This window comes from Deltaproteobacteria bacterium (assembly GCA_020845895.1).
Lineage (GTDB): Bacteria > Lernaellota > Lernaellaia > JACKCT01 > JACKCT01 > JADLEX01.
In genome coordinates this window covers 1-22316 of record JADLEX010000013.1, presented here as the reverse complement: position 1 = coordinate 22316, position 22316 = coordinate 1, and the positions used below count along the sequence as shown (strand labels likewise).

The following is a 22316-nucleotide window of genomic DNA, read 5'->3' as shown; positions in this document are numbered from 1 at the left end:
GACGATTATTAAGACCGCCCGCCGTGTTTGGCAATCGTCGCGCAGCTGCCGCGCGACAAACAACAACCAAAAACCAACAACCACGATCCGAACCCCTCATTGCCTCGCCGCTGCCGGCGGCGTTAGCATTGACGCATGCGCCGTCTCGTTGCCCCTCTCGTTATTGCGCTGCTATGCGCCGTGCCCGCGTTCGCCGCGGATTTTTCTTCGCCCGGCGATCACGAGGGCACGCTGCGTTTCGGCGGCGACGAGCGGGTCTTCATCCTGCACGTTCCTCCCGGCGAACCGCCGCCCGGCGGTCGCGCGCTCGTGGTGGTGCTGCACGGCGGCGCCGGCAACGCGGCGCAGATCGCCAAGCTCACGGGTTTTTCGCACCTCGCCGACCGCGAGAATTTTCTGGTGCTCTACCCCGAGGGCATCTCGGCGCGCATCAAGCGCCTCGCCGTGTGGAACTCGGGCAACTGCTGCGGCCCCGCCCTCGATCGCAAGATCGACGATGTCGGTTTTCTCGCGGCGCTGCTCGATCACGTCAAAACGCTCACGCCCTGCGAAGAGCGGCGCGTGTTCATGACCGGCCTGTCCAACGGAGCGATGATGGCGTATCGCTTCGCGTGCGAGCGCGCCGACCGCGTCGCGGCGATCGCGCCGGTCGCGGGCTCGATGGGCGCCGAGTGCGCGGCGTCGCGGCCCGTGTCGCTGCTCGTCATGCACGGTCCCGCGGACAAGAACGTGCGTTACGAGGGCGGCACGCCGGAGAAGCAGCTCGACCCGCACCCGCGCGTCGATCGCTCCGTCGCCGATGCGAAGACGTATTGGTCGATGCAAAACCGCTGCACGGGCGCGCCCACGGTGACGCGCAAGGGCAACGTGGAAACCGAGATCTTCAGCGGCTGCGCCGATGGCACGCGCGTCGTGATCGTCACCCTCCACGGCGGCGGCCACACGTGGCCCGGCGGCCCGAGGACGTGGGCACTGGGTGACGCGCCCGTCCGCGATCTCGGCGCGACGACGGCGATCTGGGAGTTTTTTAAGAGCCTATCGCGCTGACGTCTGTCAACACGATGTCGTCGAGCAACGTGGGTAGAAGGCTCCGCCACTCCTCCCGCGACCACTTGCCGCGCGATGTGCCGAGGCGCAGTACCACGGCGTCGCGCTTCGGACTGACGTAGAGGTACTGGCCGAGGTGGCCGCCCGCGAAAAAATCGCCGTCGCGCGGGTCGGCGATCCACCACGCGTATTGATAGTCCCACGGGCTGCCCTCGGTTTCGTCGAGGCTCGTGGACGCCGCGACCCACTCGCGGGGCACGAGCTGCGTGCCCTGCCAATCGCCCTGCCGCAGCATCAGGCGGCCGAACTTCAAAAAGTCGCGCGCGCGGGCCGCGAGGCAACAGAACACTTTTTCGAGCCCGCCCTCGTCGCTGTCGAGCGACCAGTACCCTTCCGACTCCATACCCAGCGGCATCCACAGGCGGCGATCCATATACGACGTGATCGTTTCAGGTGCGAGCGCGCGCGAAAGCGCGAGGCCGAGCAATTGCGTTTCGCCGCTGCGGTAGCGCCACGCCGTGCCCGGCTCATCCACCACACGCAGGCGCAGCAGCGCCGGCGCCAGATGCTCGGTGTAGTAGAAGTGTGGATGCCGCCCCGTCGGCCAGTCGTTCTCGCGGTAATTCGTGCCGCCGGTCATCTGCAGCAGATGCGCGAGACGCACCCGGTCGAATCCGCGTTCGGCCAGCTCGGGCACGCGCTCCGTGACGGGTTCGTCGAGGGCGATTTTGCCGTCGGCGATCGCCTGGCCGAGCAGAATCGACGTGAACGACTTGGCCATCGAGAACGACATCGACCGCTCTTTTCGTGAATGGCCGTTGAAGTAGCGCTCGTACACCAGCTTGTCGTGATGGAGCACGAGCAGCGCGAGTGTGTCGTTTTTCGCCATCTCTTCGTCGAGGTCGAAAGTGCGTCCGCCGAACGTGACGTTGATGCGCCGCGTGGCGGCGTCCGGCGCTTCGACGAACGCAAACGGCATGGGAGAGGGATGCATCGCGCGCGCGTCGAAGATTCGCCAGTCATCGACGGCGGATTCGCGATACCGCAGCACGCGCCCGAAGGTGCACGACGCCAGCGATGCCAACAACGCCAGCGCCGTCAGCGCGGTGATGCGCGCCAACAGGCGGCCCGGTGCGGTCACCTCACGAAGCGAGCCGTTTGACGAGCGTGACTTCGTTGCCGGCCTCGTTGTAGTGGAGCTTGTCGAAATACACGCGCGTGATGAGCAGGCCGCGCCCGTTCGCGTCGAAGAGCCGTTCCGCGCCCGAACCTTCGAGCCACGCGCGCCAGTCGAAGCCCTTGCCCTCGTCGCGGATCGCGATCTGGCACTGGCCGGCATCCGCGGACAGCTTCACGGAGATCATGCGCTTGCCGAACACCGGGTGCGCGCGCAGTTCGCGCAGTTTTTCGGCCATGCCGCCCGTTTCCAGCACGTTTGCCTTGTCGGCGCTCGTCAGCTCGAAGTTGCCGTGCTCGAGCGCGTTTTGCAGCATCTCGTACACGCCGAGACGCACCGCGAGGCGGTCGTCCTTTTTCAGGAACGGTTCGAGTTCGTGCTCGATCAGCTGCGCGGCGGACGCGAGCAGGTCAGGGTCGCTGGGCAGCGTGAGCGACAGGTCGAGTCGGTCGAGGCTGCGCCGCGCGCTCTTGAGGAAGTTCTCGCGCGAGGCGATCTCGCGGTACTCGCGCACCATGGTCAGCAGCGAGGGCAGGTCGAGGGGTTTTTTCAGGAAGTTGTCGCCGCCGGCGCGCAGCGTATCGATCACGTAGTCCTCGGATTCGCTGCCCGTGACGACCACGACAATCGTGTCCGGGTCCTCGTCCTTGACCCGGCGCAGCAGCGAGACGCCGTCGCCGCCGGGCATCTCGACGTCGGTCAGCACGAGGAACGGACGCTCCGCGCGAAAGATCGCCCACGCGCTCTCGCCGTCGTTCGCCTTGAGAACCTGAAAATCCGCGGTCTTGAGCGCGTGCTCCAGCATCAGTACGATCATCGGATCGTCGTCGACCACCAGGACCTTTTCGATGTTGCCCACGTCGTCACCCCTCGCGTCGCGCCATGATAAATCGGCCCATGCGGCCGTGCGCGCGAATCGCATCGTTCGTTCGAAATCCCCGCTTCCCACATATCGGCAGAAACGCGGGTGAAAATGATGACAAAATCGCGAGTGGCAATCAACCGACGCGCGGTCCTCGCGACGGTTTTTGTTGTGTGCGTGTTCGCGGTCGTCAGACCCGCGCGAGCCCAGGTCGCGCCGCCGTCCTACGCATGGCCGTTGCAGGCCGATCCGGTCGTGACCTCGGTGATCTTCGACAAGCGAAACGGTCACCCGCATGGCGGGCTCGACATCTCGCTCTTCGGGCGCGTCGGGACCATTCCCGTCGTGGCGATCGCCGACGGCTGGCTGCGCCGCGTGCGCGTGTCGAAATACGGGTACGGCTTCGGCCTGTACGTGATGCACGACGACGGCCGCGTGTCGGTGTACGCGCATCTCGACCGGTTCAGCGACCGCATCGAGGCGGTGGCGGACGAGCTTCGCCGCAAGACCGGGCGGGAGAATCTCGACTATTACTTCGAGGATTGGGAAAATCAGGTGCGCGTCCGGCGTGGTGAGGTGATCGCCTACGGCGGCAAAACCGGCACGCGCACGCCGCACCTGCATTTCGAACTGCGCGCGAACGATTCCGACCCCATCAACCCGCTCACGAACGGCCTGTCGGTGGCCGACTCCGAACCGCCGCGCATCGACTCGATAGCCTTGGTGCCCGCGGACGAATGGGCGAGCGCGGACGGGGGTCTTGCGCCGGTCGTGATTTCTCGCGCCGCCCCTGGCGCGGCGCCGGTGCGCGTGAGCGGGCGCGTGGGCGTAGCCGTGGATGCGAGCGACCGGCACACGGGTGGCGGACGCGCCTTCGCGCCGTATCGGCTCACGTGGTCCGCCGGGGGCGCGGTTCGATTCGAGACGCGCTTCGAGCGATTTTCGTACGAGGAGCCGAGCGTCGAGCAGACGCACGTCGACGTCGTCGGCAAGGCACGGTTTTATCGCGTCTACAACCCCTACCCCGCAAAGCTCCCGCACTTTTCCGCGCCCGACGCGGGCACGCTCGCCGATCTGCCGCCGGGTGTTCACGAGATCCGCATCGAGGTCTTCGACGCGGTGGGCGAGTCAGACACATGGAGCGTGCCCGTCGAAGTGATCGCGAATCCCGACGCGTCGCGCCGTCCGTGGCCGCGCGGGTCGGGCGGTGCGGTGCTCGATCAACATGGCGCGGTCGCGACGCCGGACGGTCGTGTGACGCTGCGCGCCGATGCGAAGAGCCTGTACGAGCCGATCCGCGTGACCATCGAAAACATCGGCCGCGCGCACGCCGCGGCGGTTGACGCGTGCGTGGCCGTGCGCGCGCCGGGGGTGCAACTGCGTCGCCCGCTGCGCGTGGTGTGGTCGCTCGCGGATGTAAACGAGGAAGCGGAGCGCCTCGCGATCACACGCGTATCGGGTCGCGGCGTGAAGTTTCTCGGTCGCGCGCTCGACCCATTCGCGGACACGCTGGAGGGCGAGACCGACGAGGCGGGCGGCGAGTTCTGTCTGCTGCGCGACGAAGCGCCGCCGCGCATCGAGGCCATCGCGGCGCGCGCGGGCGTGAAGCGGAAACGGCGTTCGACCCCGCCGACGCCGCCCGGGGTGCGTTTCTCCGATGCGATCTGCGGTGTGGAGTGGGAGACGGTGCGCGTCGAGGTGGACGGCAAGCTCGCGGTGATGGACGTGCACGAGCGCACCGGCGAGGCGTTTTTCGCGGCGAGGAATGGCTTCGGGGGCGGCGAGCACGCCGTGCGCGCGAGCGCCGAGGACCGCTGCGGGAACGCCATCAGCGCCGAGTGGCGGGCGGCGTTTTAGCCGGTATCGCGCGGATCATGGACGCGCTCGGGTCGCCGTCTTACAATTTCCCCATGACGACACGGCTTTTCGCGGTGTGGGTTTTCGCGCTCGCGGCAACATGCTTTGCCGCCTGCGGCGGTGACGATGACGACTCCGGTTCGGTCGATTCCGACGGCGGCGGGAGCGGCGATGACGACGCGGCCGATGACGACGACGGCGGCGGCACGGGCGAGGACCGCATCGCGAACTACCTGCGCGCCGAGCCGTTTTCGCGTCTCGTCTTCGAGATCGACGCGGTCGCGGGATACGGCCCGCGCGACGACGCCATGGAGGGCGTGATCGAGGTTTACGCGGATGTGATCGACAAGCCCGGCGGCATCGAGGCGATCACCGACGAGACGATCGAGGGCGTCGGCGCGGGCGGTGTGTGGACGTTTGATGACCTCGACGCGCTGGCCGAAACGACGGCGAACCTCGACGTGGACGAAGACACCATTGCGATCCACCTGCTCTACGTGGACGGATCGTACGACGCGGGCGCGGGGCCGGGCACGGTGCTCGGTGTCGCGTGGGGGAACCGTCATCTCGCGATTTTCACCGACGACATCGACGACTCGTGCGCGACGCCGCTGCCCTTCGAGAGCACGCTGTGTCGTCTCGCCGAGCAGCACGTGCTCGCCCACGAACTGGGCCACGTGATCGGTCTCGTCGACAACGGCCTGCCGATGGTCACGAATCACAAGGACCCGACGCACGGCGACCACGACGTCTCGGATGAGTGTCTGATGTATTGGGCCTACGAGGGGGCGTCGATCGTGGAACTGCTCGCCGACCGCATCGCGGGCGGCAACACCGATCCGGTCGGCTTCGACGACGCGTGCCTCGCCGACGTCGCCGCCGTGCGCGACGCGCCGTAGCCGCGCCTCGCGGCGATTCGTCCGTTACAAATATTACGATTTTCGTTGACCTTTCGGGGCTTCGCGGCCAAAATGCCGCCAACTTTTTTCGGCCGTTTTGGGCCGAACCCCGATGGGATGTTTCCATGGTCACCGCGTCTCGCGCCGATCTTCCCGGCGCAACCCCCGGTCCAGGCCCCGCCGGCACGATCATCGAAACCGAGGCCCTCGTCCCCGGCCTGATTCACCGCATGCGCTTCGTCGCGCCGGCCATCGCCCGCAAGCGGCGGGCCGGGCAGTTCATCCTGCTGCGCGTCGATGCGGACGGCGAACGCATTCCGCTCACCATCGCCGACGCCGACCCGAACGAGGGCACGCTGACGATTGTTTGGCAGGTCGTCGGTCTGACCACCTCGAAGCTCGCGCAGCTTCGCGCGGGCGACCGGCTGCTCGATGTCGCCGGGCCGCTCGGCCTGCCCACGCACATCGAGCCGTGGGGGCGCGTGGCGTGCGTGTGCGGTGGTATCGGCACCGCGCCGATGTATCCGATCGCGCAGGCGCTGCGCGCGGCGGGCAACGAGGTGGACACCATCATCGGCGCGCGCACCAAGGACCTGCTGATCCTCGGCGGCGAAATGGCGCAAGCGAGCGACCGCGTGCTGTTTTGCACCGACGACGGAAGCCTCGGTTACCACGGATTCGTGAGCGGGCTGCTCGACGAACGCATCGCGGCGGGCGAGCGCTACGGACACGTCTTCGCCATCGGCCCGGTGCCGATGATGAAAGCGACCGTGGCCGTGGCGAAAAAGCACGGCATCGCCGCGACTGTAAGTCTGAACCCGGTGATGGTGGACGGCACGGGCATGTGCGGCGGTTGCCGCGTGACGGTAAACGCCGAGACGAAGTTCTGCTGCGTGGACGGCCCGGAGTTCGACGGCTGGGGCGTCGATTTCGACGAGCTGCAAAAGCGTCTCGCGTCATATCGCGAATACGAGCGCCGCGCGCTCGAGGCACACGACTGCCGCATTGGGCTGGGGGGACGCTGAGATGCCGCGCGTCAAGATCGATCGACATTCCATGGCCGAGCAGGACGCGGCCGTCCGAGTCGGAAATTTTCAGGAAGTGCCCTTCGGCTATGACGCCGAGCAGGCGATGGCCGAGGCGAGCCGCTGTTTGCAATGCAAGACGCCGACCTGCATGGACGGCTGCCCCGTCGAGGTGGACATCCGCTCGTTTCTGCTCGCGGTCGAGGCGGGCAAGTTCGCGGACGCGATCGGCATCATCAAGAACACCAACGGCCTGCCCGCCATCTGCGGACGCGTGTGCCCGCAGGAGACGCAGTGCGAGGAGCAGTGCCTGCTGGGCAAGAAAAAGCGCCCGGTGGCGATCGGCAACCTCGAGCGCTTCCTCGCCGACTGGGAGCGCGGGCAAAACGGATCGAACGGCGACGCGAAATCGGCGCCCGCCGCACGAAACGGCCACCGCATCGCCATCGTCGGCTCGGGTCCGGCGGGGCTGACGTGCGCGGCCGATCTCGCGCGCATGGGCTACGACGTGACGATCTTCGAGGCGTTCCACAAGGCGGGCGGCGTGCTCATCTACGGCATCCCCGAGTTCCGCCTGCCCAAGTCGATCGTACAGGCCGAGGTCGATTACGTCGCGTCGATGGGCGTGGAGTTCCGCTACAACCACGTGATCGGCAAGCTCGACACCGTGGACGAACTGCTGGAGCAAGGATACTCGGCGGTCTTCGTCGGCACCGGCGCGGGGCTGCCGTATTTCATGGGGTTGCCCGGCGAAAACGCCATCGGCATCTATTCGGCCAATGAATACCTCACGCGCAGTAACCTCATGCGCGCCTACGATTTCCCGAACGCCGACACGCCCGTGCTGCGCGGCGACCGCGTGGCCGTCATCGGCGGCGGCAACGTGGCGATGGACGCGGCGCGCACCGCGCTGCGCCTCGGGTCGCGCGAGGTGAGTCTGGTGTATCGCCGCTCCCGCGAGGAGATGCCCGCGCGCAACGAGGAGATCCACCACGCCGAGCAGGAGGGGGTGCGTTTCGAGTATCTGTGCGCACCGACGCGCTTCGAGTCGGATGAAAACGGCTGGGCGCGCGGCATGACGTGTGTGCGCATGCAGCTCGGCGAGCCCGACGACTCGGGCCGACGGCGACCCGTCGTCATCGAGGGCTCGGAATTCTTCCTGCCCGCAGATGTCATCGTCGTGGCGATCGGTAACGGCCCAAATCCGCTGATCGCGCAGACGACCGCCGACATCGCGACCACGAAACGCGGCACCATCCGCGCGGACAAGTTCGGGCGCACATCAAAGAAGGGCGTCTACGCGGGCGGCGACATCGTGCTCGGCGCGGCGACGGTGATTCTCGCGATGGGCGCGGGCAAGAGCGCCGCCCGGGCGATTGACCGCGACCTGCGCGGCATCCCCGATCCCGTGGAGGACGAGCCGGCCGCGACGGCGTGAGCGTCTCGCTTCACCTGAAGTGCGCTGCCCCGACCTGACAATTGGCATTGGCGCACGTATTCGATTGTGCTAGCCTTTACGCCTTGAATTGCGGATGTTTTGCGGCAGCGGAAGGATGAGGTGAGGAGAATGATCGGGACACGCGAACGGATTCTCGCGTCGACGACGAGCTTGATGCAGACGCACGGCTACGCGGCGACATCGGTGGACATGATCTGTCAGGCGACCGGGGTCACCAAGGGCGCCTTTTTCCATCATTTCGAGAGCAAGGAAGCGGTGGCGGTGGCGGCGCTCGATGTCTTCGCGCGCGAATTCGCCGAGAGCATCGCGGCGGCGCCATTCATGGCCGAGACCGATCCGCTCGCGAAGCTCTGGGGCTATCTGGAACACGCCAAGGGCATGGCGACGGACCCGAAGATCGCCCGGGGCTGCCTCGTGGCGATGTTCACGCTGGAGCGCTCGTACCACCACAAGCCGTTTCGCGACATCTGCGCCGGCGCGCTCGGCGGTTGGACCGACATGGTGGCTGCGATGATCCGCGACGTGACCCATGCCTACCCGCCGCGCGCGGCGATGCCCGCCGACGAACTCGCGCGCGAATTCGTCGGCCTCGTCGAGGGCTCGTTGATTCAGTTCAAGGCGTTCGGCGACCCGATGATCCTCGCGAACAACATCGACCACTTCCGCCGCTACCTGAACCTGCTGCTGGGCGAGCCCGCGGTGGTTCACCGATCGGCAGCCAACGCGTAGCGCGAACGAATCGACGCACTAAACGAAAAAGGCCGGGCGGTTTGCCCGGCCTTCGGTGTTTTCAGGCCGGGCGGTTTGCCCGGCCTTCGGTGTTTTCGCGGGGATTCGGGAATCAGACGAGACCCTGATCGTTCAACGATTACACGAGGCCCTGATCGAGCATGGAATCGGCGACCTTGATGAAGCCGGCGATGTTCGCGCCCTTGACGTAGTTCACGTACCCGTCGTCGTCCTTGCCGTACTTCACGCACGCCGCGTGGATGTTGCGCATGATCTCGTGCAGGCGGCTGTCCACCTCGGCGCGACCCCAGCCCAAACGCATGGAGTTTTGCGACATTTCGAGGCCCGACACGGCCACGCCGCCGGCGTTCGCCGCCTTGCCGAGACCGTACAGGATCTTCGCGTCGAGGTAATGCTCAATCGCGTCGGGATCGGACGGCATGTTCGCGCCCTCGGCCACGCACACGCACCCGTTGGCGAGCAGCGTTTTCGCTTCGTCGCCATTCACTTCGTTCTCGGTGGCACAGGGTAGCGCGATGTCGCACGGCACGCCCCAAGGCCGCTGGCCGTCGAGGAACTTCGCCTTGGGATACTGCTTCACGTAATCCTTGATGCGCCCGCGCAGATCGTTCTTGAGGTGCATGACGAACGCGAGCTTGTCGTTGTCGATTCCGTCCTCGTCCACGATCGAACCGTTGGAGTCGGAGAGCGTGAGCACTTTGCCGCCCAGCTCGTTGACCTTCTCGCACGCGTACTGCGCCACGTTGCCCGAACCAGACACAAGCACGCGCTTGCCCTTGAAGTCCTGGCCGCGCGTCGCGAGCATCTCCTGCGCAAAATACACCGTGCCGTAGCCGGTCGCCTCGGGCCGGATCAGCGAGCCGCCCCAGTTGCGTCCCTTGCCCGTGAGCACGCCGGTGAATTCGTTGCGCAGCTTTTTGTACATGCCGTAGAGGAAGCCGATTTCGCGACCGCCCACGCCGATGTCGCCCGCGGGCACGTCGGTGTCAGGACCGATATGACGGAACAGTTCCATCATGAACGACTGGCAGAAGCGCATGACCTCGTTGTCGCTCTTGCCCTTGGGATCGAAATCGGAGCCGCCCTTGCCACCGCCCATCGGCAGCGTCGTCAAGCTGTTCTTAAAGACCTGCTCGAAGGCGAGGAACTTCAGGATGCCGAGGTTGACGCTCGGGTGGAAACGCAGCCCGCCCTTGTACGGGCCGATGGCGCTCGACATCTCGATGCGGAATCCCCGGTTGACGCGGATCTCGCCCTGGTCGTCCATCCACGGCACGCGGAACATGACGACGCGCTCCGGCTCGACGATGCGTTCCAGAATCTTGCCGGCCCGGTAGCGCGGATTGCGCTCGATCACCGGCCAGATCGACTCGACCACCTCCCGCACGGCTTGATGAAATTCCTTCTCGCCCGGATTCCTGGCGATCACCTGCTCCATGAAGGTATCGACCGTCTGCGGCATCTGCCCACCCCCACACTCGTTGGTTGAAGATTTTCACGCCGGTCTTGCCCAAATGCGGACCGACGCAATGGCTGACGAACCCCGGAAGAAAATCGGAAGGATCGAAGACCAGAAAAAGACCGTGAACCGCCGGTGCGCCGCCCCGAAAGGCCGTCCCGCGCGGGCTCGGACGGCCTTTTCTTGCGCCATTTCGGGTCGAAAATCAACAGAAAAATGCATGTCCATGTCGTTTTAACACGAACGGCGAGCCCGACCGTTCGATCCCGTCGTGTAACGGGCGCCGCGCGGCGGTTTCAGGCTTTCGCCCGCGCCCCCTCGACCAATTGGCGGAAGATTTCGTCGAGACCGACCGTGATGTCCCAACCGGGAAAGTGCGTGCGCAGGCGCGTGAGGTCGGAGATGTAGCAGATGTGGTCGCCGACGCGGTTTTCGTCGATGTACACCGTGTCGATTTTCCGACCCGTCAGCGCCTCGAAGCGCGCGATCGCCTCGATCACCGAAACCGAGTTTTCGCGCCCGCCGCCGAGATTGTAGACCTCGCCCGGGCGCGGGTTTTCATAGAAGGAGTGGAACGCGCGGCAGACGTCGAGGCTGTGGATGTTGTCGCGCACCTGCTTGCCCTTGTAGCCGAAGATCCGGTAGGTCCCGCCCGTGACGGCGACCTTGGCGAGATAGGCGAGAAAGCCGTGCAGCTCGACCCCGGCGTGCGCCGGGCCGGTCAGACATCCGCCGCGAAAACACGCGGTCTTCATGCCGAAATAGCGCCCGTACTCCTGCACCATGACGTCGGCCGCAACTTTGGACGCGCCGAAAAGGCTGTGCGTGGAATGGTCGATGGAAAAGTCTTCGGCGATGCCGTCGCGGTAGCGCTGGTCCGCAAAATCGAACCGCGTTTCGAGTTCGACGAGAGCAAGCGCGTTGGGCGCGTCGCCGTACACCTTGTTGGTGCTCATGTGGCAAAACACCGCGTCCGGCGCGTGCCGACGGGCGGCTTCGAGCAGGTTGAGCGTGCCGACGGCGTTGACATCGAAGTCGTCGAAGGGCCGGTTCTTGGCCAGATCGTGCGAGGGCTGCGCCGCGCAGTGGACGATGAGATCGGGACGCAGGTCGGCGATGAGGCGTGACACGGCGTCGCGGTCGCGGATGTCGAGATCGCGGTGGGCGAAGCCGCGCGCGATGCGCACCAGTTCTTCGCGCCGTGGCCGGGTGTCTCCGCCGGGGCCGAAAAAGTCCATGCGCATGTTGTTATCGACGCCGACGGTTTCCCAGCCGAGTGCGTCGAAATAACAGACGGCTTCGGAGCCGATCAGGCCCGACGATCCGGTGATGAGCGCGCGCGACATGAACTCCCCGAGGGGCTGGAAGCGGGATCTTTCACCGGCGCGGCGGCGAAATCAAGGGCGTAAGGACGATCATGGATTTCAGACCGAACAAGGCGCACGATGGACCCTCTCCCATAACGTGCGGGCAGATCTCACAGGAGGTGCGGCCATGGAACACTCACACATGTGGATGGCTCTCGTCGCCATCGCGATTGCGGCGATGGTGTCCGGTTGCGGTGGCGATGACGATGACGACAGCGCGGGTGACGACGACGACGATGACGATGACGATGACGACGGTGAGTGCCCCGAGCCGACGGTCGACATCGCCGTGTGCGACCCGGGGGCCGGCCCATTTTCGCTGACGATCGACAACGAGTGGTTCCCGCTCGAGGTCGGCGCATCGCTCGTTTTGGAAGGCGACGAGGACGGCACGGCGATCCGCGTCGAGATCGATGTGCTCGATGAGACGGAAGAGGTCGCGGGCGTGACGACGCGCGTGATGACCGAAACGGAGTACGAGGACGGCGAACTCGTCGAGATCTCGCGGAACTTTTTCGCACAGGCGCCCGACGGCACGGTGTGCTACTTCGGCGAGAGCGTCACCGACTACGAGGACGGCGAGCCTCAGCCCGCGGAAGACGAATGGCGCGCGGGCGAAGACGGCGCGTCGCCGGGGATCATCATGCCCGCGAACCCGCAGGTCGGCGATGCGTACTATCAGGAGTACGCTCTCGGCACCGCGGAGGACATGGGCGCGGTCGACGGCTTCGGCGAGGCGATCAGCACGCCGGCGGGCGACTTCGACGACACGATGACGGTGATGGACTTCAACCCGCTGGAAGGCTGCGGCGCGGACGAAAAGGTGTACGTGCGCGGCATCGGCCTCGCCGTGGACGAAGAGGCGCTGCTCATCAGCTACTGATCGTCCTTAACCCGAATTCACGACGAGATCGCCCGCCGGAAACGGCGGGCGTTCACTTTGGATCATTTCGTGTTCGAACGATGACGGCGGACAACCCGCGTTCGTCCGCAAGAGGCAGGAAGACGTCGCCGGGCTCGTAGGGCGTCGAGCACACGCGCCACTTCAGGTCGGCCGTATTTGCGTCGCGCCGCAGCTTGGCAAGCTCACGGCCGAGCGACTTCATGTAGATCCCGCGTCCGGGCGCGTTGGAATAGTGCACGATCACGTCCGCGTCCGCGGCTTCGCCCGAGTTCACCGCCCGTGGCGGAGTCCCAATGAACAGCTCGGCGAAATCCGCGATCTTCAGCATCGCGCGGTCGCGATCTTCGCGGACGGAGTTCGCGCCTGGTAAACCCGCGACCCGGAAACGCAGGTCGTTTCCGAGGCCCCCCAGCGTCTTCGCGGCCCATTCCTCCAGGTCCGGCTCGACGCGGATCTTCAGCCGGTGCGGCACGATGAGGTCGCGCGCGATTCCGTCGGCCGTCGGCTTCGCGGCGACGACGGGATGAATTTCGAGGAAGGTCCGCGCGCGGACGGCGGCATCGCCTGTGACGATCCCGACCAACGCGACCGCCGCGGCGAACGCGATCGGACGTCGGCGAAACGTTCGAAGTCTGTTCTCCGCGCTCGCGAAAACGACGGCCACGAGCAAGACATATGCGAGCGTATTCGTCGGCTCGCCGAGACCCTTCGACACCGTCCAAACGATCAGGCCGAACCACCACGCCGTCGCAAACGCGGCGAATCGAGACAATCGTCGTCGCCGCGCGATCGCGTGAATCGCCAATGCGAGCGCCGCCGCCGCCATGGCGACGCCGACGACCGGACCAAGGCTGACGGCGGCGTCCAGCAGAACCGACACGGCGAGTCCGGGGTGGGCACTCCCGGCCGGCGGTGTCGCGGGAAAAGGAGAACTCCCGCGCGACGACAGCGTCCCGGCCATGAACGCGGCGGAGACCGCCGGGAACGCGAGGGCGGCAATGTCCCAGCGCCGCGACCCCGGGATTCCCTTCGATCGAAATGCATGAAGCGCGAGCAGGACGAGCAAGGGGAATCCGGTGGCGACGGCGAACGGATGCGTCGCGATGGCCGCCGCGACCAGCAATCCCGCGACCGTGCGACGCCAGGGTGCGGGTTCGCGCGGGCCGTCGCCGAGAGCGAGCACGAACGCGGGAAGAACCAACGCGTGCATGTGAAACTGGAGAAAAACTTGACGGCCGTACGCGACGACGGCGGGCGCGCCGGAGGCGAAGAGACCCGTCGCGAGCGCGGCGACCGGACCTCCCAGACGTGCCGCCAGGAGAAACGCGGAAATGGCAAACACCGCGATGGAGACGACGCACATCGCGTGCAGGAGACCGGGCGAAACGGGAACGACGGCGGCGACGACCTTGAGGACAAGCGAGGGAAACGGAAACCGGATGTCGCTTTGCAGCAGGTGTGGGACGGCCTGCGTCCACGGCATGTCGCGCACGGCCGTGAAACCCTGGAGATAGTACGCGTCGTGGCCGGTCAGCGCCCGCGCGTCGAACGCGAAGTACAGGGCATTCGGCATGATTGCCGCGAAGACCACCACAGCGAGCGCCGCCGCGAGGAGAAAACGGCGCGAGACGGTGTTCGGACGCGAATCGTCCGTTGCGCCGCGGCGAGTCACGCCCTCACGCGCCCATCACGATCGCGCATCGGGTCACCATCGGGCGTGGTGCTCCTCGGCCCAGCCGATCACGTCTCGGATCGCGACGCGCTCGCCGGCGTCCGTGACGACGAACCCCTCGTATCGCCCAAAGACCTGATGCACGCCGGAGGAGAGTATCACGAGGTTCGTGATCGTCACGCGGTCGAAGATCGGCGTCATCGTGAGTTCGAACCGTCCGGCGTCGTCGCGAAATCGCCACGGCTTCATGAAATCGCCTGATGTGTAGTCGAAGGGCACGGATGCGAGCTTCGTCATGCGCCCGTCGAGAAAGAAGCAGTTCTCGGTCGCCTTCGAGAGATCGCCGAATCCCTCCCCGAGGTTGAGGCCGAACCGCCGTCCGTCGCCGAGCCGCCCCGACGCACTCGCCCAGTTCCAATAGGTGCGATACGGCCACGCGCCCCGGCCCCAATCGAGCGTGGCGAGGCCGGCGTCCGACGCGTAGCGCCGCCCGCCGAGCACCGCGTAACCGCGCGCTGGCATCGCGGGGATCTTCTCGTTGTAATAGAAGTGCCGCGGCGCGATCGGCGTCGCCATCACGATGGAATCGTCGTCGTCGGCGCAATCGATCGACCACTCGGCGGCGAGGCCACGCCCCTTGGCGAACGACGGCCACCCGACGCGCAGGGTGCGGCGATTCGGTTCGCGGGCGAATTCCATCTTCACGCCGCCGCGCGAAAACACCACATCGCCCGCGCGCGCCGTTCGCGGAAGCGCGCACCCCGCGCCCAGCGGCGTCACCAGCGTGTCCTCGTATTGCACACCCTCGCGAAAGTCGATCAGGTACGCGAAGATCACACCCGCGTAGCCGGCGTGCGACACCGCCGCCGAAAAAAAGAAATCGTCGGTCGTGACGCCGTAATAGTCCCACTCCTTCAGACGCAGCCGCGTCAGCGCTCGGCCCGGCAGCACGCGCAGATGGTCCGGGTTGTAATCGAGCAGTGCCCGCCGCGCGTATCCCGCCTCGCGCAGGCGACCGTCCGGACCCAGCAGCGGGCCGGGCGCGGTGATTTCGTGCTGCGTCATGATGCGTTTCCCCCTGCGTGCCCTCTCACCGGTTCGATATATCGCGAATACTCCCCGCGGGCCAGCGAAAAGACGACGTGATCGCGGCGAGGCTGGGTTCGGGGCTTGTGCGTGGTGGTCCGTCGCCGTAGATTTCTCGTGTTCCCGATTCGAACCTCGTGAACAATACGTCAGGGTTTCTCGGCCCGGCTGCGCAATAACCCGGACCAAAGTTCGATCGATATCCAGGAAGCTCGGGCCCGCGCGCGAGATTCCGGATCGGAAGGAGCGAGTTCATGGAGAGGAAACCCAAGGCGAAATCCGCGGCCAGAACGCCGAATCCTGCCCGCATCGAATCCTTCAGCGTCAGGAATTACCGGGCGCTCCGAAGTGTCGAGCTCCGCGAAATCACGCCGATGACGGTGCTCCTCGGGCCCAACGGGAGCGGCAAGTCGACGATTTTCGACGTGTTCAATTTCCTGTCCGAATGCTTCCAGTACGGCCTCAGGCACGCGTGGGATCGTCGCGGGCGGGCCCGGGAGCTTCGTACCCGCGGGCAGAATGGGCCTGTGGTCATCGAACTCCAGTATCGGGAGCGCCATGGCCAACCCATTATCACGTACCACCTCGCGATCGACGAAGATTCGAAGGGTCCCCGCGTCGTCGAAGAGTGGCTCCAGTGGAAGCGCGGGAAATACGGCAAGCCCTTTCGCTTTCTCGACTACAAGGATGGTCGCGGTGAAGTGGTCAGCGCAAAGCTGCCGGACGAAGATGACCAACGCATCAAAGTTCCGCTGCGATCTCGTGACATGATCGCCGTCAGCACGCTCGGGCAGCTTGCCGAGCACCCGCGCGTCGCCGCTCTGCGTGAGTTCATCACGGATTGGTACGTCTCGTATCTGTCGATCGACGACACACGCGGCCAACCCGAAGCCGGTCCGCAGGAGAGACTCAGCAAGACGGGAGACAATCTCGCCAACGTCGTCCAGTACCTCGCGGAGCAACACCCGAAGCATCTGAAAGAGATTTTCGCCACGCTGAGCCGGCGTGTTCCACGTCTGGAAAAAGTGCTGGCAGAGTCGATGCCCGACGGCCGTCTCCTGCTTCAAATCAAGGACGCGCCCTTCAAGCGGCCGGTGCTGTCCCGTTTCGCGTCCGACGGGACGCTGAAACTGCTCGCTTATTTGACGGTTCTTCACGACCCCGATCCGCCGCAATTCATCGGCATCGAGGAGCCCGAAAACTTTCTGCATCCGCGACTTCTCCCCGAGCTCGCCGAAGAATGCCGCGCCGCCTCGGCAGGTTCTCAACTGCTCGCCACGACACACTCGCCGTTTTTTCTGAACGGTCTTCGACCGAACGAGGTGCGGGTCCTTTATCGAGACGAAAAGGGATACACGCAGGCATTGCGGGCATCGGATATCCCCGGCGTTCCGGAGTTCGTTTCGGAGGGCGCGTCATTGGGGCAGCTCTGGCTGGAAGGGCAATTCGGAGTAGGCGATCCCCTCGTCCGCGCCGGCGCCCCCGCCGTATCTCGGAAAGCGAGATGAGTGTTGAACACATCGAGTTTCTCGTCGAGGAACTGTCAATGGAAGCGGCGCTGCGACTGCTTCTTCCGAAGGTCATCGGCAACCGGTCGTTCGATGTTCATCCATTCTCGGGCAAGGCGGATCTCCTCGCCCGTCTGCCCAACCGACTGCGCGGCTATGCCAAATGGATTCCCAATACGTGGCGCATCGTCGTGCTCGTTGACCGCGATAGCGGTGACTGCCGCGACCTGAAGACGCGACTGGAGAAAATGGCTTCGGACGCGAAGCTCCCGACGCGATCGAATCCTCGAAAGGGGCGATACACCGTTGTCAATCGGCTGGCGATCGAGGAACTTGAGGCATGGTACTTCGGAGACTGGGAAGCCGTGCGCGCGGCTTTCCCTCGAGTCCCGAAGTCGATTCCCGCCGCGGCGAAATACCGCGATCCCGACGCGGTGACCGGGGGAACGTGGGAAGCGTTCGAGTCCGTCCTTCAGAAGGTGGGATATCACGAGAGCGGGTTACGAAAGATCGAGGCCGCGAGAGACATCGCCGAAAACATGGTCCCGGAGCGAAATCGGTCACGGAGTTTTCAGGTCTTACGTCAGGCGCTGTTGGAGATGGCCGCGCCGTAAACGACGGAACGGCGAATGAAGCCACCCCTTACGGCGGCTGTGGAACCCTGCAAACGCGCTCCCGACATCGCATTGACATTCGGCGCGGCTTGGATTGAATGGCCCCGGCGCGACGCGCCCCGAAAAGTCCTCACCTCGCGGGAAATCCCATGCTTCATGCCCACTACCCCAAATGGTTCGAACGCCGGCTCGTCTCCAACCAGCAGGCGCTGGACGCGTGCGTCACGAGCGGCACGCGCATCGCGTCGGGATTCGCCACGTCCGAGCCGCACACGTTTTATTCCACCCTTTGGGACCACATCCAGGCGGAAGATCTGACCGACATTTCGATTCGGCAGGGCCTGTTCATGGCGGCGCACCGGCTGTGTGTCGGCGATGCACTCAAGGCCGAGGGATTGCTCGATGGGCTGGTCGAAAATGGCTTTTCGTCGACGTCCATCTTCGGCAACCTCGCGCGCCTCGCCAACGCCGCGACCAAAAAGGTGGATGGGCTCAGCCGCCTGATCGAGCACTTTCAGGAGTTGCGCGAGCGGCGCGTCGTTTTCGTGTCGGCGTTTCTCGGCCAGGCGTCGAACATGATGATTCCGTCGAATGCGATCACGAACGTGATGGCGCCCGATTTCGTGGGACGCAATCCCTCGCGCATGGGCATCGTGGACATGCAGTCGGTGCATTTTCCCGACGCGGTGGACTCGGTGATGCGCGAGCCGGACGGCCGGATGAAGGTGAATCTGGTCGTGCTCGTCATGACGCCGCCCGACGAGACCGGCGTCATGAGCCACGGCGTGGCGAACGGCGCGACGGCGGACGCGCTCGCGGCGGGCCTCGTCGACGAGGCGACGAAGATTCTGCTCTACGTCAACGACCGGTATCCGTTCACGTTCGGCTACGGCGACGCGCCGAACACGCTGCCGATCGACGCGTTTCAGGACGCGGCGAAGCAGGGACGGCTCTTTGTCGTCGAGGACGAGGCCGCGATTCCCGCGCTGCCCGCCGGCGCGTTCGATCACCCGGCCGAGACCGAAGTCGCCATCGCGAAGCTGGTCGTCGATCACATCGAGGCGAACCTCGACTTCACCGCCGGGCGCGCGCTGCAGGTCGGCATCGGCGGCACGGGTGTGCTGGCAATCAAAGGGCTCATCGATTCGAGCTGGCGTGGGCGTGTGTACACCGAAATGCTCGAACCTTTCACGCTGCGGCTCTACGAAGCCGGCAAGCTGGACGGCTCGCACTTCATCGAGCGAAACGGAACGCGCACGGATCTGCCGGGAAAGATCGTCTGCACGTTCACGCTGGGCGAGGCGGGCACCGATTTTTACGAAAAGATGCACAAGAACCCCGACCTCATCCTCGCGCCGGCGTCGCGCGTGGTGATCCCCGAGGGCTTCTATCGCGGCATGGGCATCAACAATATCCTGGGCATCGACTTTCAGGGGCACGTCAACAGCGGCGGGCGCGGGCATAACCACTACTCGGGCATCGGCGGCGCGGCGGCGATCAACCGCGGCCTCGGGCGCGGAGGCGTCGCGTACCTGTGCATGAAGTCCACGCACACCGGCCTCGACGGCAAGCGCTATTCGTCGGTGTTTCCGTTCCTGCCCGAGGGCACGCCGGTGAGCCTGACCGGGCCCGACCTGATGGGCACGCGCGAGGGCGCGCGGTTCTTCCTCGCCACCGAGCAGGGCGTGGTGCGGATCAACGCGCTGTCGCAGGCCGATTTCATCCGCGCGATCATCAGCGTCGCCCACCCCGATTTCCGCGAGGAACTGGAGCGGCGCGCATTCGACGAGTTTCGCGTGCGTTTCCGGACGCCGATCGAGGAGTAACGCGCGCCGCGACCGATTACGGCGCGCGGAACGGCAGAAACGCGAGGATCGTTTCCTTACGCGCGCGCACGCCCAGACGCGTCTTTTCGATCAATCCCATTTTCTCCAGCGCGTTGAGATCGCGGGACAGTGTCTTTCCGCTTGTCTTCGCGTACTCCGCCGCAACTCGGGCGGAAATGAGCGGAACTTCGCTCGTCGGGACGACGCGATCCTGACCAGACAGATCAAGTACGAGTCGGCGTCTGCGAGCGTCGCTCTTGCTGTTCCTGTCACGAAACTCCTCGTGCACGAAGCTCCGCCACGCGACATCCCATTGCTGCTCTCGGATTTCGGCGAGCTGCGCGCGCAACCCGCGACGCATTCCTTCGACCGAGTACTCGATGAAGGGCATGAGGTCGCCGCCGTTTTTGCTCGCGCGATCGAGTTGGCGGTAGTACTCGGGCCGCGTCTGGTTGTAGTGATTGCTCAGCAGATGCGCGGCCGGGGCGGGCACGCCGGAACCGACAAGAATTTGCAGTTCCAGCAGTCGAGCCGTGCGCCCGTTTCCGTCACCGAAGGGGTGAATCCAAACCAGGTACACGTGGGAAATGACGGCCTTGAGGATCGCAAAGGCAATCTCCATGCCCGGGGTGGGATCGAAGGTCCGCTCGTCATTCAAAAACTCGCACATTCTCCGCACGAGAAACTCGCAGTCGGCATGTGGTGCGCCCCGATAGACTCCACCGATATGAACCGGCCACGTGCGGAGTTCGCCGCCTCGAATCCCTTCGCCCGGGTCGAGCTCGCTCAGCACCAACCGATTGAGTTCGCAGATTCGTTGCGGCGTCACGTCGAGTTTCTCGCGCGTCTCAAGCCGACGGATCATCTCGTTCGCCGCGTCAATGATATTGCGGACCTCGCGCTCCATGTAGGTCGGCACGTTCTGCGGCGAACGGCCTTCGAGGCTGCCCAGGACCTCCTCCTCGGTGAGCGTGTTCCCTTCGATGGCCGCGGATGCCAGACTGCCTTTGGCAAGATAGATCTGGTGTAGCCGCCGACGCGTGGCAGGCCGGAGCGGAACACCAGCGATGTGCTCGCACTTCGACTGGCATTCTCCGAGCGCGAACCAAAAAGCCGGTGGCGCCTCGGCGAGGGAGACGGCGAACTTCAGCCAAGGGTGTGTCCGTTCGTATTCCCGCATCGAAGTCCTCTCAAGTGTCTACTCAGAACTCTTATATATCAATTAGTTAAAGGCGAATACCATTAATCGGTGTCCGCGAAAATGTCCCCACAAATGTCCAGTCAGGCAGGCCTGCCGGGCGGGCTCGTCAGGCGTTCGCGCGGCACCTCCGCCAACGCCGCGCGGTAAAACGAAAATCCCCTCATCCGCCGACCCGCCTCGCCCCAATAGCGCGCGCGGTAGTTGTCCGCGCCGTGGTCTTCGCAGAGCGTCAGGCCGTACGCGGCGAGGTCGGTCGCGAGCGACGCGGGGTCGAAGCCGAAGATCCACGGTTCGCCCTCGCCGGACACGCGGTCGCGGGAAAGATTCGCGCCATCGAACGCGATCGTCCCGTCGATCAGCCCCCGATGAATGTACGTGAAGACGAGTCGGCTGCCCGGAGCGCAGGTCGTCGCGATCTCGCGCAGCGTGCGCTCCACGGACATTGCGGGCAGGTAGTGCGTGACGCCTTCCCAGATCACGAAGGCCCGGCGCGACAGATTCAGATTCGATGCACGCAGCACATCGCGAAGATCGGCGCTCGACAGGTCGGCGGCAAGGTACGCGACATTTGCCGGTGGCGTGCCGACAAGCCGCGCGATGCCCGCTCGCTTGAGTGCCTGCGTGTCGGGGTGGTCGATCTCCACAACGCGCATGGTCGCGAGTTCGGGCAATCGGTACGCACGGCTGTCGAACCCTGTGCCCAGAATCACGATCAGGTCGATGCCGTCGCGTACCGCGTCGCGCACCCAATCGTCGATCAGGCGCGTGCGTGCGACACCCGAGGTCATCGCGCCCGGCCAGTTGCGCTCGACGTTCGCGCGCACCAGTCCGCCGAGCGCGGGCAACGCCGACACGCGGACGAGCGCACGCATCGACGCGGGCAGAAAGTGCACGGCGAACGGATCTTCGACGAGACGATCGCGCGCCGGGCGTCGCGCGGTCTCGAGCGCGCGAAACCCCGCCGCGAACTGCGCAGTCCGGCTGGCGCGTCCGGGTTTCATCCCTGTCTCATTCCGGGCAAAATCACGGTTGTCACTTTAGATCGGCGCGCCTCGATTGCCATCCAGGTCGTGAAAGACTGACAATTTTTCCGCTCGTTCCTCACCGCGTGGAGTACCCATGACCGCATTTCGGTTCGCCATCGTCGCAATTCTGGTTAGCGCTCTTTTTGCCGGAGGGTGCGACGCCGGCGACTCGGCCTCCTCCGACCATTCCGGAGGGGGAGAGGATGACGTGGTCGCATCCGATGACGACGCCCAATCCGACACACTGACCGACGACGACGGGGGCGATTCTTTAAAGGCACGGATCACCAGCGCCTGATCCCCGGTGAGCTGCTCCAGGTCCGCCACGCGCTTACGCAAAGACTCCAGTTCGACAGACGGTTTTCCCGGCGGACGGCTGATCCCCTGACGCATCACCTCCAACGCCCGGTTCTTCAACGTGCAGGCGTAAGTCGAGCTGATCTCCCACTTTCGGCAAACCTCCCCCAGGCGAGGACTTGCCGGAAATCAGCTCCATCGCGATCTCGTACTTCCGCACATCGGTAAACTTGCTCGGTCTCGGCAAAGAACACCTCCCGTGGGCGAACGCCGCCTGCCGG

19 protein-coding genes are annotated in these 22316 nt (G+C 65.3%); 11 read left to right on the top strand and 8 right to left on the bottom strand.

Annotated features, from left to right (window positions below; translation table 11 throughout):
- Nucleotides 1-135 precede the first annotated feature (135 nt).
- A complete protein-coding gene (locus IT350_01450) occupies nt 136-1047 on the top strand; it encodes a polyhydroxybutyrate depolymerase (GenBank protein ID MCC6156686.1) in 912 nt (303 codons plus the stop codon).
- Here IT350_01450 and IT350_01445 read toward each other — a convergent pair.
- Nucleotides 1028-2188: a serine hydrolase gene (locus IT350_01445; GenBank protein MCC6156685.1), complete on the bottom strand. Its 1161-nt coding sequence runs from the start codon at nt 2186-2188 to the stop codon at nt 1028-1030. The two genes, IT350_01450 and IT350_01445, sit on opposite strands and share 20 nt — an antisense overlap.
- 1 nt (nt 2189) lies before the next feature.
- Nucleotides 2190-3146, bottom strand: a complete 957-nt coding sequence (locus tag IT350_01440) for a response regulator (GenBank protein ID MCC6156684.1) — start codon at nt 3144-3146, stop codon at nt 2190-2192.
- Between the two features lie 54 nt (nt 3147-3200).
- Here IT350_01440 and IT350_01435 point away from each other — a divergent pair, with 54 nt between their 5' ends.
- The 5 genes from IT350_01435 to IT350_01415 all read left to right on the top strand — a co-directional run bounded on the left by IT350_01435 (nt 3201) and on the right by IT350_01415 (nt 9055).
- Nucleotides 3201-4943, top strand: a complete 1743-nt coding sequence (locus IT350_01435; GenBank protein MCC6156683.1) for a M23 family metallopeptidase — start codon at nt 3201-3203, stop codon at nt 4941-4943.
- Nucleotides 4944-4996: 53 nt separating this feature from the next.
- Entirely contained in the window at nt 4997-5842 is an 846-nt protein-coding gene (locus tag IT350_01430; GenBank protein ID MCC6156682.1) for a hypothetical protein, read from the top strand.
- Nucleotides 5843-5967: 125 nt separating this feature from the next.
- On the top strand, nt 5968-6867 hold the full coding sequence (locus IT350_01425) for a sulfide/dihydroorotate dehydrogenase-like FAD/NAD-binding protein (protein MCC6156681.1): 900 nt from the start codon (nt 5968-5970) through the stop codon (nt 6865-6867).
- Between the two features lies 1 nt (nt 6868).
- Entirely contained in the window at nt 6869-8305 is a 1437-nt protein-coding gene (gltA, locus tag IT350_01420) for an NADPH-dependent glutamate synthase (protein ID MCC6156680.1), read from the top strand.
- 129 nt (nt 8306-8434) lie between these two features.
- On the top strand, nt 8435-9055 hold the full coding sequence (locus IT350_01415) for a TetR/AcrR family transcriptional regulator (protein MCC6156679.1): 621 nt from the start codon (nt 8435-8437) through the stop codon (nt 9053-9055).
- 139 nt (nt 9056-9194) lie between these two features.
- On the opposite strand, the gene gdhA is transcribed toward IT350_01415, so the two are convergent.
- Together gdhA and IT350_01405 are read right to left on the bottom strand one after the other, a co-directional pair.
- Complete coding sequence (gene gdhA / locus IT350_01410) at nt 9195-10538, bottom strand: NADP-specific glutamate dehydrogenase (protein ID MCC6156678.1); 1344 nt, start codon at nt 10536-10538, stop codon at nt 9195-9197.
- A gap of 293 nt (nt 10539-10831) precedes the next feature.
- Entirely contained in the window at nt 10832-11881 is a 1050-nt protein-coding gene (locus tag IT350_01405; GenBank protein ID MCC6156677.1) for an NAD-dependent epimerase/dehydratase family protein, read from the bottom strand.
- A 148-nt stretch (nt 11882-12029) separates the two neighbouring features.
- Here IT350_01405 and IT350_01400 point away from each other — a divergent pair, with 148 nt between their 5' ends.
- Nucleotides 12030-12785 carry a hypothetical protein gene (locus IT350_01400; protein ID MCC6156676.1) on the top strand — a complete coding sequence of 252 codons (756 nt, stop codon included), beginning with the start codon at nt 12030-12032 and terminating at the stop codon, nt 12783-12785.
- A 52-nt stretch (nt 12786-12837) separates the two neighbouring features.
- On the opposite strand, the gene IT350_01395 is transcribed toward IT350_01400, so the two are convergent.
- Both IT350_01395 and IT350_01390 read right to left on the bottom strand, forming a co-directional pair.
- On the bottom strand, nt 12838-14478 hold the full coding sequence (locus IT350_01395; GenBank protein ID MCC6156675.1) for a hypothetical protein: 1641 nt from the start codon (nt 14476-14478) through the stop codon (nt 12838-12840).
- Between the two features lie 33 nt (nt 14479-14511).
- The gene (locus IT350_01390) at nt 14512-15543 is read right to left on the bottom strand and encodes a DUF2804 domain-containing protein (GenBank protein ID MCC6156674.1); all 1032 of its coding nucleotides are present in this window, start codon (nt 15541-15543) and stop codon (nt 14512-14514) included.
- Between the two features lie 275 nt (nt 15544-15818).
- Here IT350_01390 and IT350_01385 point away from each other — a divergent pair, with 275 nt between their 5' ends.
- The 3 genes from IT350_01385 to IT350_01375 all read left to right on the top strand — a co-directional run bounded on the left by IT350_01385 (nt 15819) and on the right by IT350_01375 (nt 19512).
- Nucleotides 15819-17072: an AAA family ATPase gene (locus IT350_01385; protein ID MCC6156673.1), complete on the top strand. Its 1254-nt coding sequence runs from the start codon at nt 15819-15821 to the stop codon at nt 17070-17072.
- Nucleotides 17069-17686 (top strand): DUF4276 family protein, encoded by a 618-nt coding sequence (locus IT350_01380; GenBank protein ID MCC6156672.1) that lies wholly within the window; start codon nt 17069-17071, stop codon nt 17684-17686. Before IT350_01385 ends, IT350_01380 begins: the two co-directional genes overlap by 4 nt.
- Before the next feature lie 149 nt (nt 17687-17835).
- Complete coding sequence (locus tag IT350_01375) at nt 17836-19512, top strand: hypothetical protein (protein MCC6156671.1); 1677 nt, start codon at nt 17836-17838, stop codon at nt 19510-19512.
- A 16-nt stretch (nt 19513-19528) separates the two neighbouring features.
- Here IT350_01375 and IT350_01370 read toward each other — a convergent pair whose 3' ends face one another.
- Both IT350_01370 and IT350_01365 read right to left on the bottom strand, forming a co-directional pair.
- Nucleotides 19529-20692 carry a Fic family protein gene (locus tag IT350_01370; protein ID MCC6156670.1) on the bottom strand — a complete coding sequence of 388 codons (1164 nt, stop codon included), beginning with the start codon at nt 20690-20692 and terminating at the stop codon, nt 19529-19531.
- A gap of 101 nt (nt 20693-20793) precedes the next feature.
- On the bottom strand, nt 20794-21714 hold the full coding sequence (locus IT350_01365) for a class I SAM-dependent methyltransferase (GenBank protein ID MCC6156669.1): 921 nt from the start codon (nt 21712-21714) through the stop codon (nt 20794-20796).
- Nucleotides 21715-21832: 118 nt separating this feature from the next.
- On the opposite strand from IT350_01365, the gene IT350_01360 reads away from it, so the two are divergent.
- A complete protein-coding gene (locus IT350_01360) occupies nt 21833-22036 on the top strand; it encodes a hypothetical protein (protein MCC6156668.1) in 204 nt (67 codons plus the stop codon).
- The last annotated feature ends 280 nt before the right edge of the window (nt 22037-22316 follow it).

Coding starts and splice junctions, on each gene's coding strand:
- IT350_01450 (MCC6156686.1), top strand. CDS start 136: ATGCGCCGTCTCGTTGCCCCTCTCGTTATTGCGCTGCTATGCGCCGTG.
- IT350_01440 (MCC6156684.1), bottom strand. CDS start 3,146: ATGCGATTCGCGCGCACGGCCGCATGGGCCGATTTATCATGGCGCGAC.
- IT350_01435 (MCC6156683.1), top strand. CDS start 3,201: ATGACAAAATCGCGAGTGGCAATCAACCGACGCGCGGTCCTCGCGACG.
- IT350_01430 (MCC6156682.1), top strand. CDS start 4,997: ATGACGACACGGCTTTTCGCGGTGTGGGTTTTCGCGCTCGCGGCAACA.
- IT350_01425 (MCC6156681.1), top strand. CDS start 5,968: ATGGTCACCGCGTCTCGCGCCGATCTTCCCGGCGCAACCCCCGGTCCA.
- gltA (MCC6156680.1), top strand. CDS start 6,869: ATGCCGCGCGTCAAGATCGATCGACATTCCATGGCCGAGCAGGACGCG.
- IT350_01415 (MCC6156679.1), top strand. CDS start 8,435: ATGATCGGGACACGCGAACGGATTCTCGCGTCGACGACGAGCTTGATG.
- gdhA (MCC6156678.1), bottom strand. CDS start 10,538: ATGCCGCAGACGGTCGATACCTTCATGGAGCAGGTGATCGCCAGGAAT.
- IT350_01405 (MCC6156677.1), bottom strand. CDS start 11,881: ATGTCGCGCGCGCTCATCACCGGATCGTCGGGCCTGATCGGCTCCGAA.
- IT350_01400 (MCC6156676.1), top strand. CDS start 12,030: ATGGAACACTCACACATGTGGATGGCTCTCGTCGCCATCGCGATTGCG.
- IT350_01390 (MCC6156674.1), bottom strand. CDS start 15,543: ATGACGCAGCACGAAATCACCGCGCCCGGCCCGCTGCTGGGTCCGGAC.
- IT350_01385 (MCC6156673.1), top strand. CDS start 15,819: ATGGAGAGGAAACCCAAGGCGAAATCCGCGGCCAGAACGCCGAATCCT.
- IT350_01380 (MCC6156672.1), top strand. CDS start 17,069: ATGAGTGTTGAACACATCGAGTTTCTCGTCGAGGAACTGTCAATGGAA.
- IT350_01375 (MCC6156671.1), top strand. CDS start 17,836: ATGCTTCATGCCCACTACCCCAAATGGTTCGAACGCCGGCTCGTCTCC.
- IT350_01370 (MCC6156670.1), bottom strand. CDS start 20,692: ATGCGGGAATACGAACGGACACACCCTTGGCTGAAGTTCGCCGTCTCC.
- IT350_01365 (MCC6156669.1), bottom strand. CDS start 21,714: ATGAAACCCGGACGCGCCAGCCGGACTGCGCAGTTCGCGGCGGGGTTT.
- IT350_01360 (MCC6156668.1), top strand. CDS start 21,833: ATGACCGCATTTCGGTTCGCCATCGTCGCAATTCTGGTTAGCGCTCTT.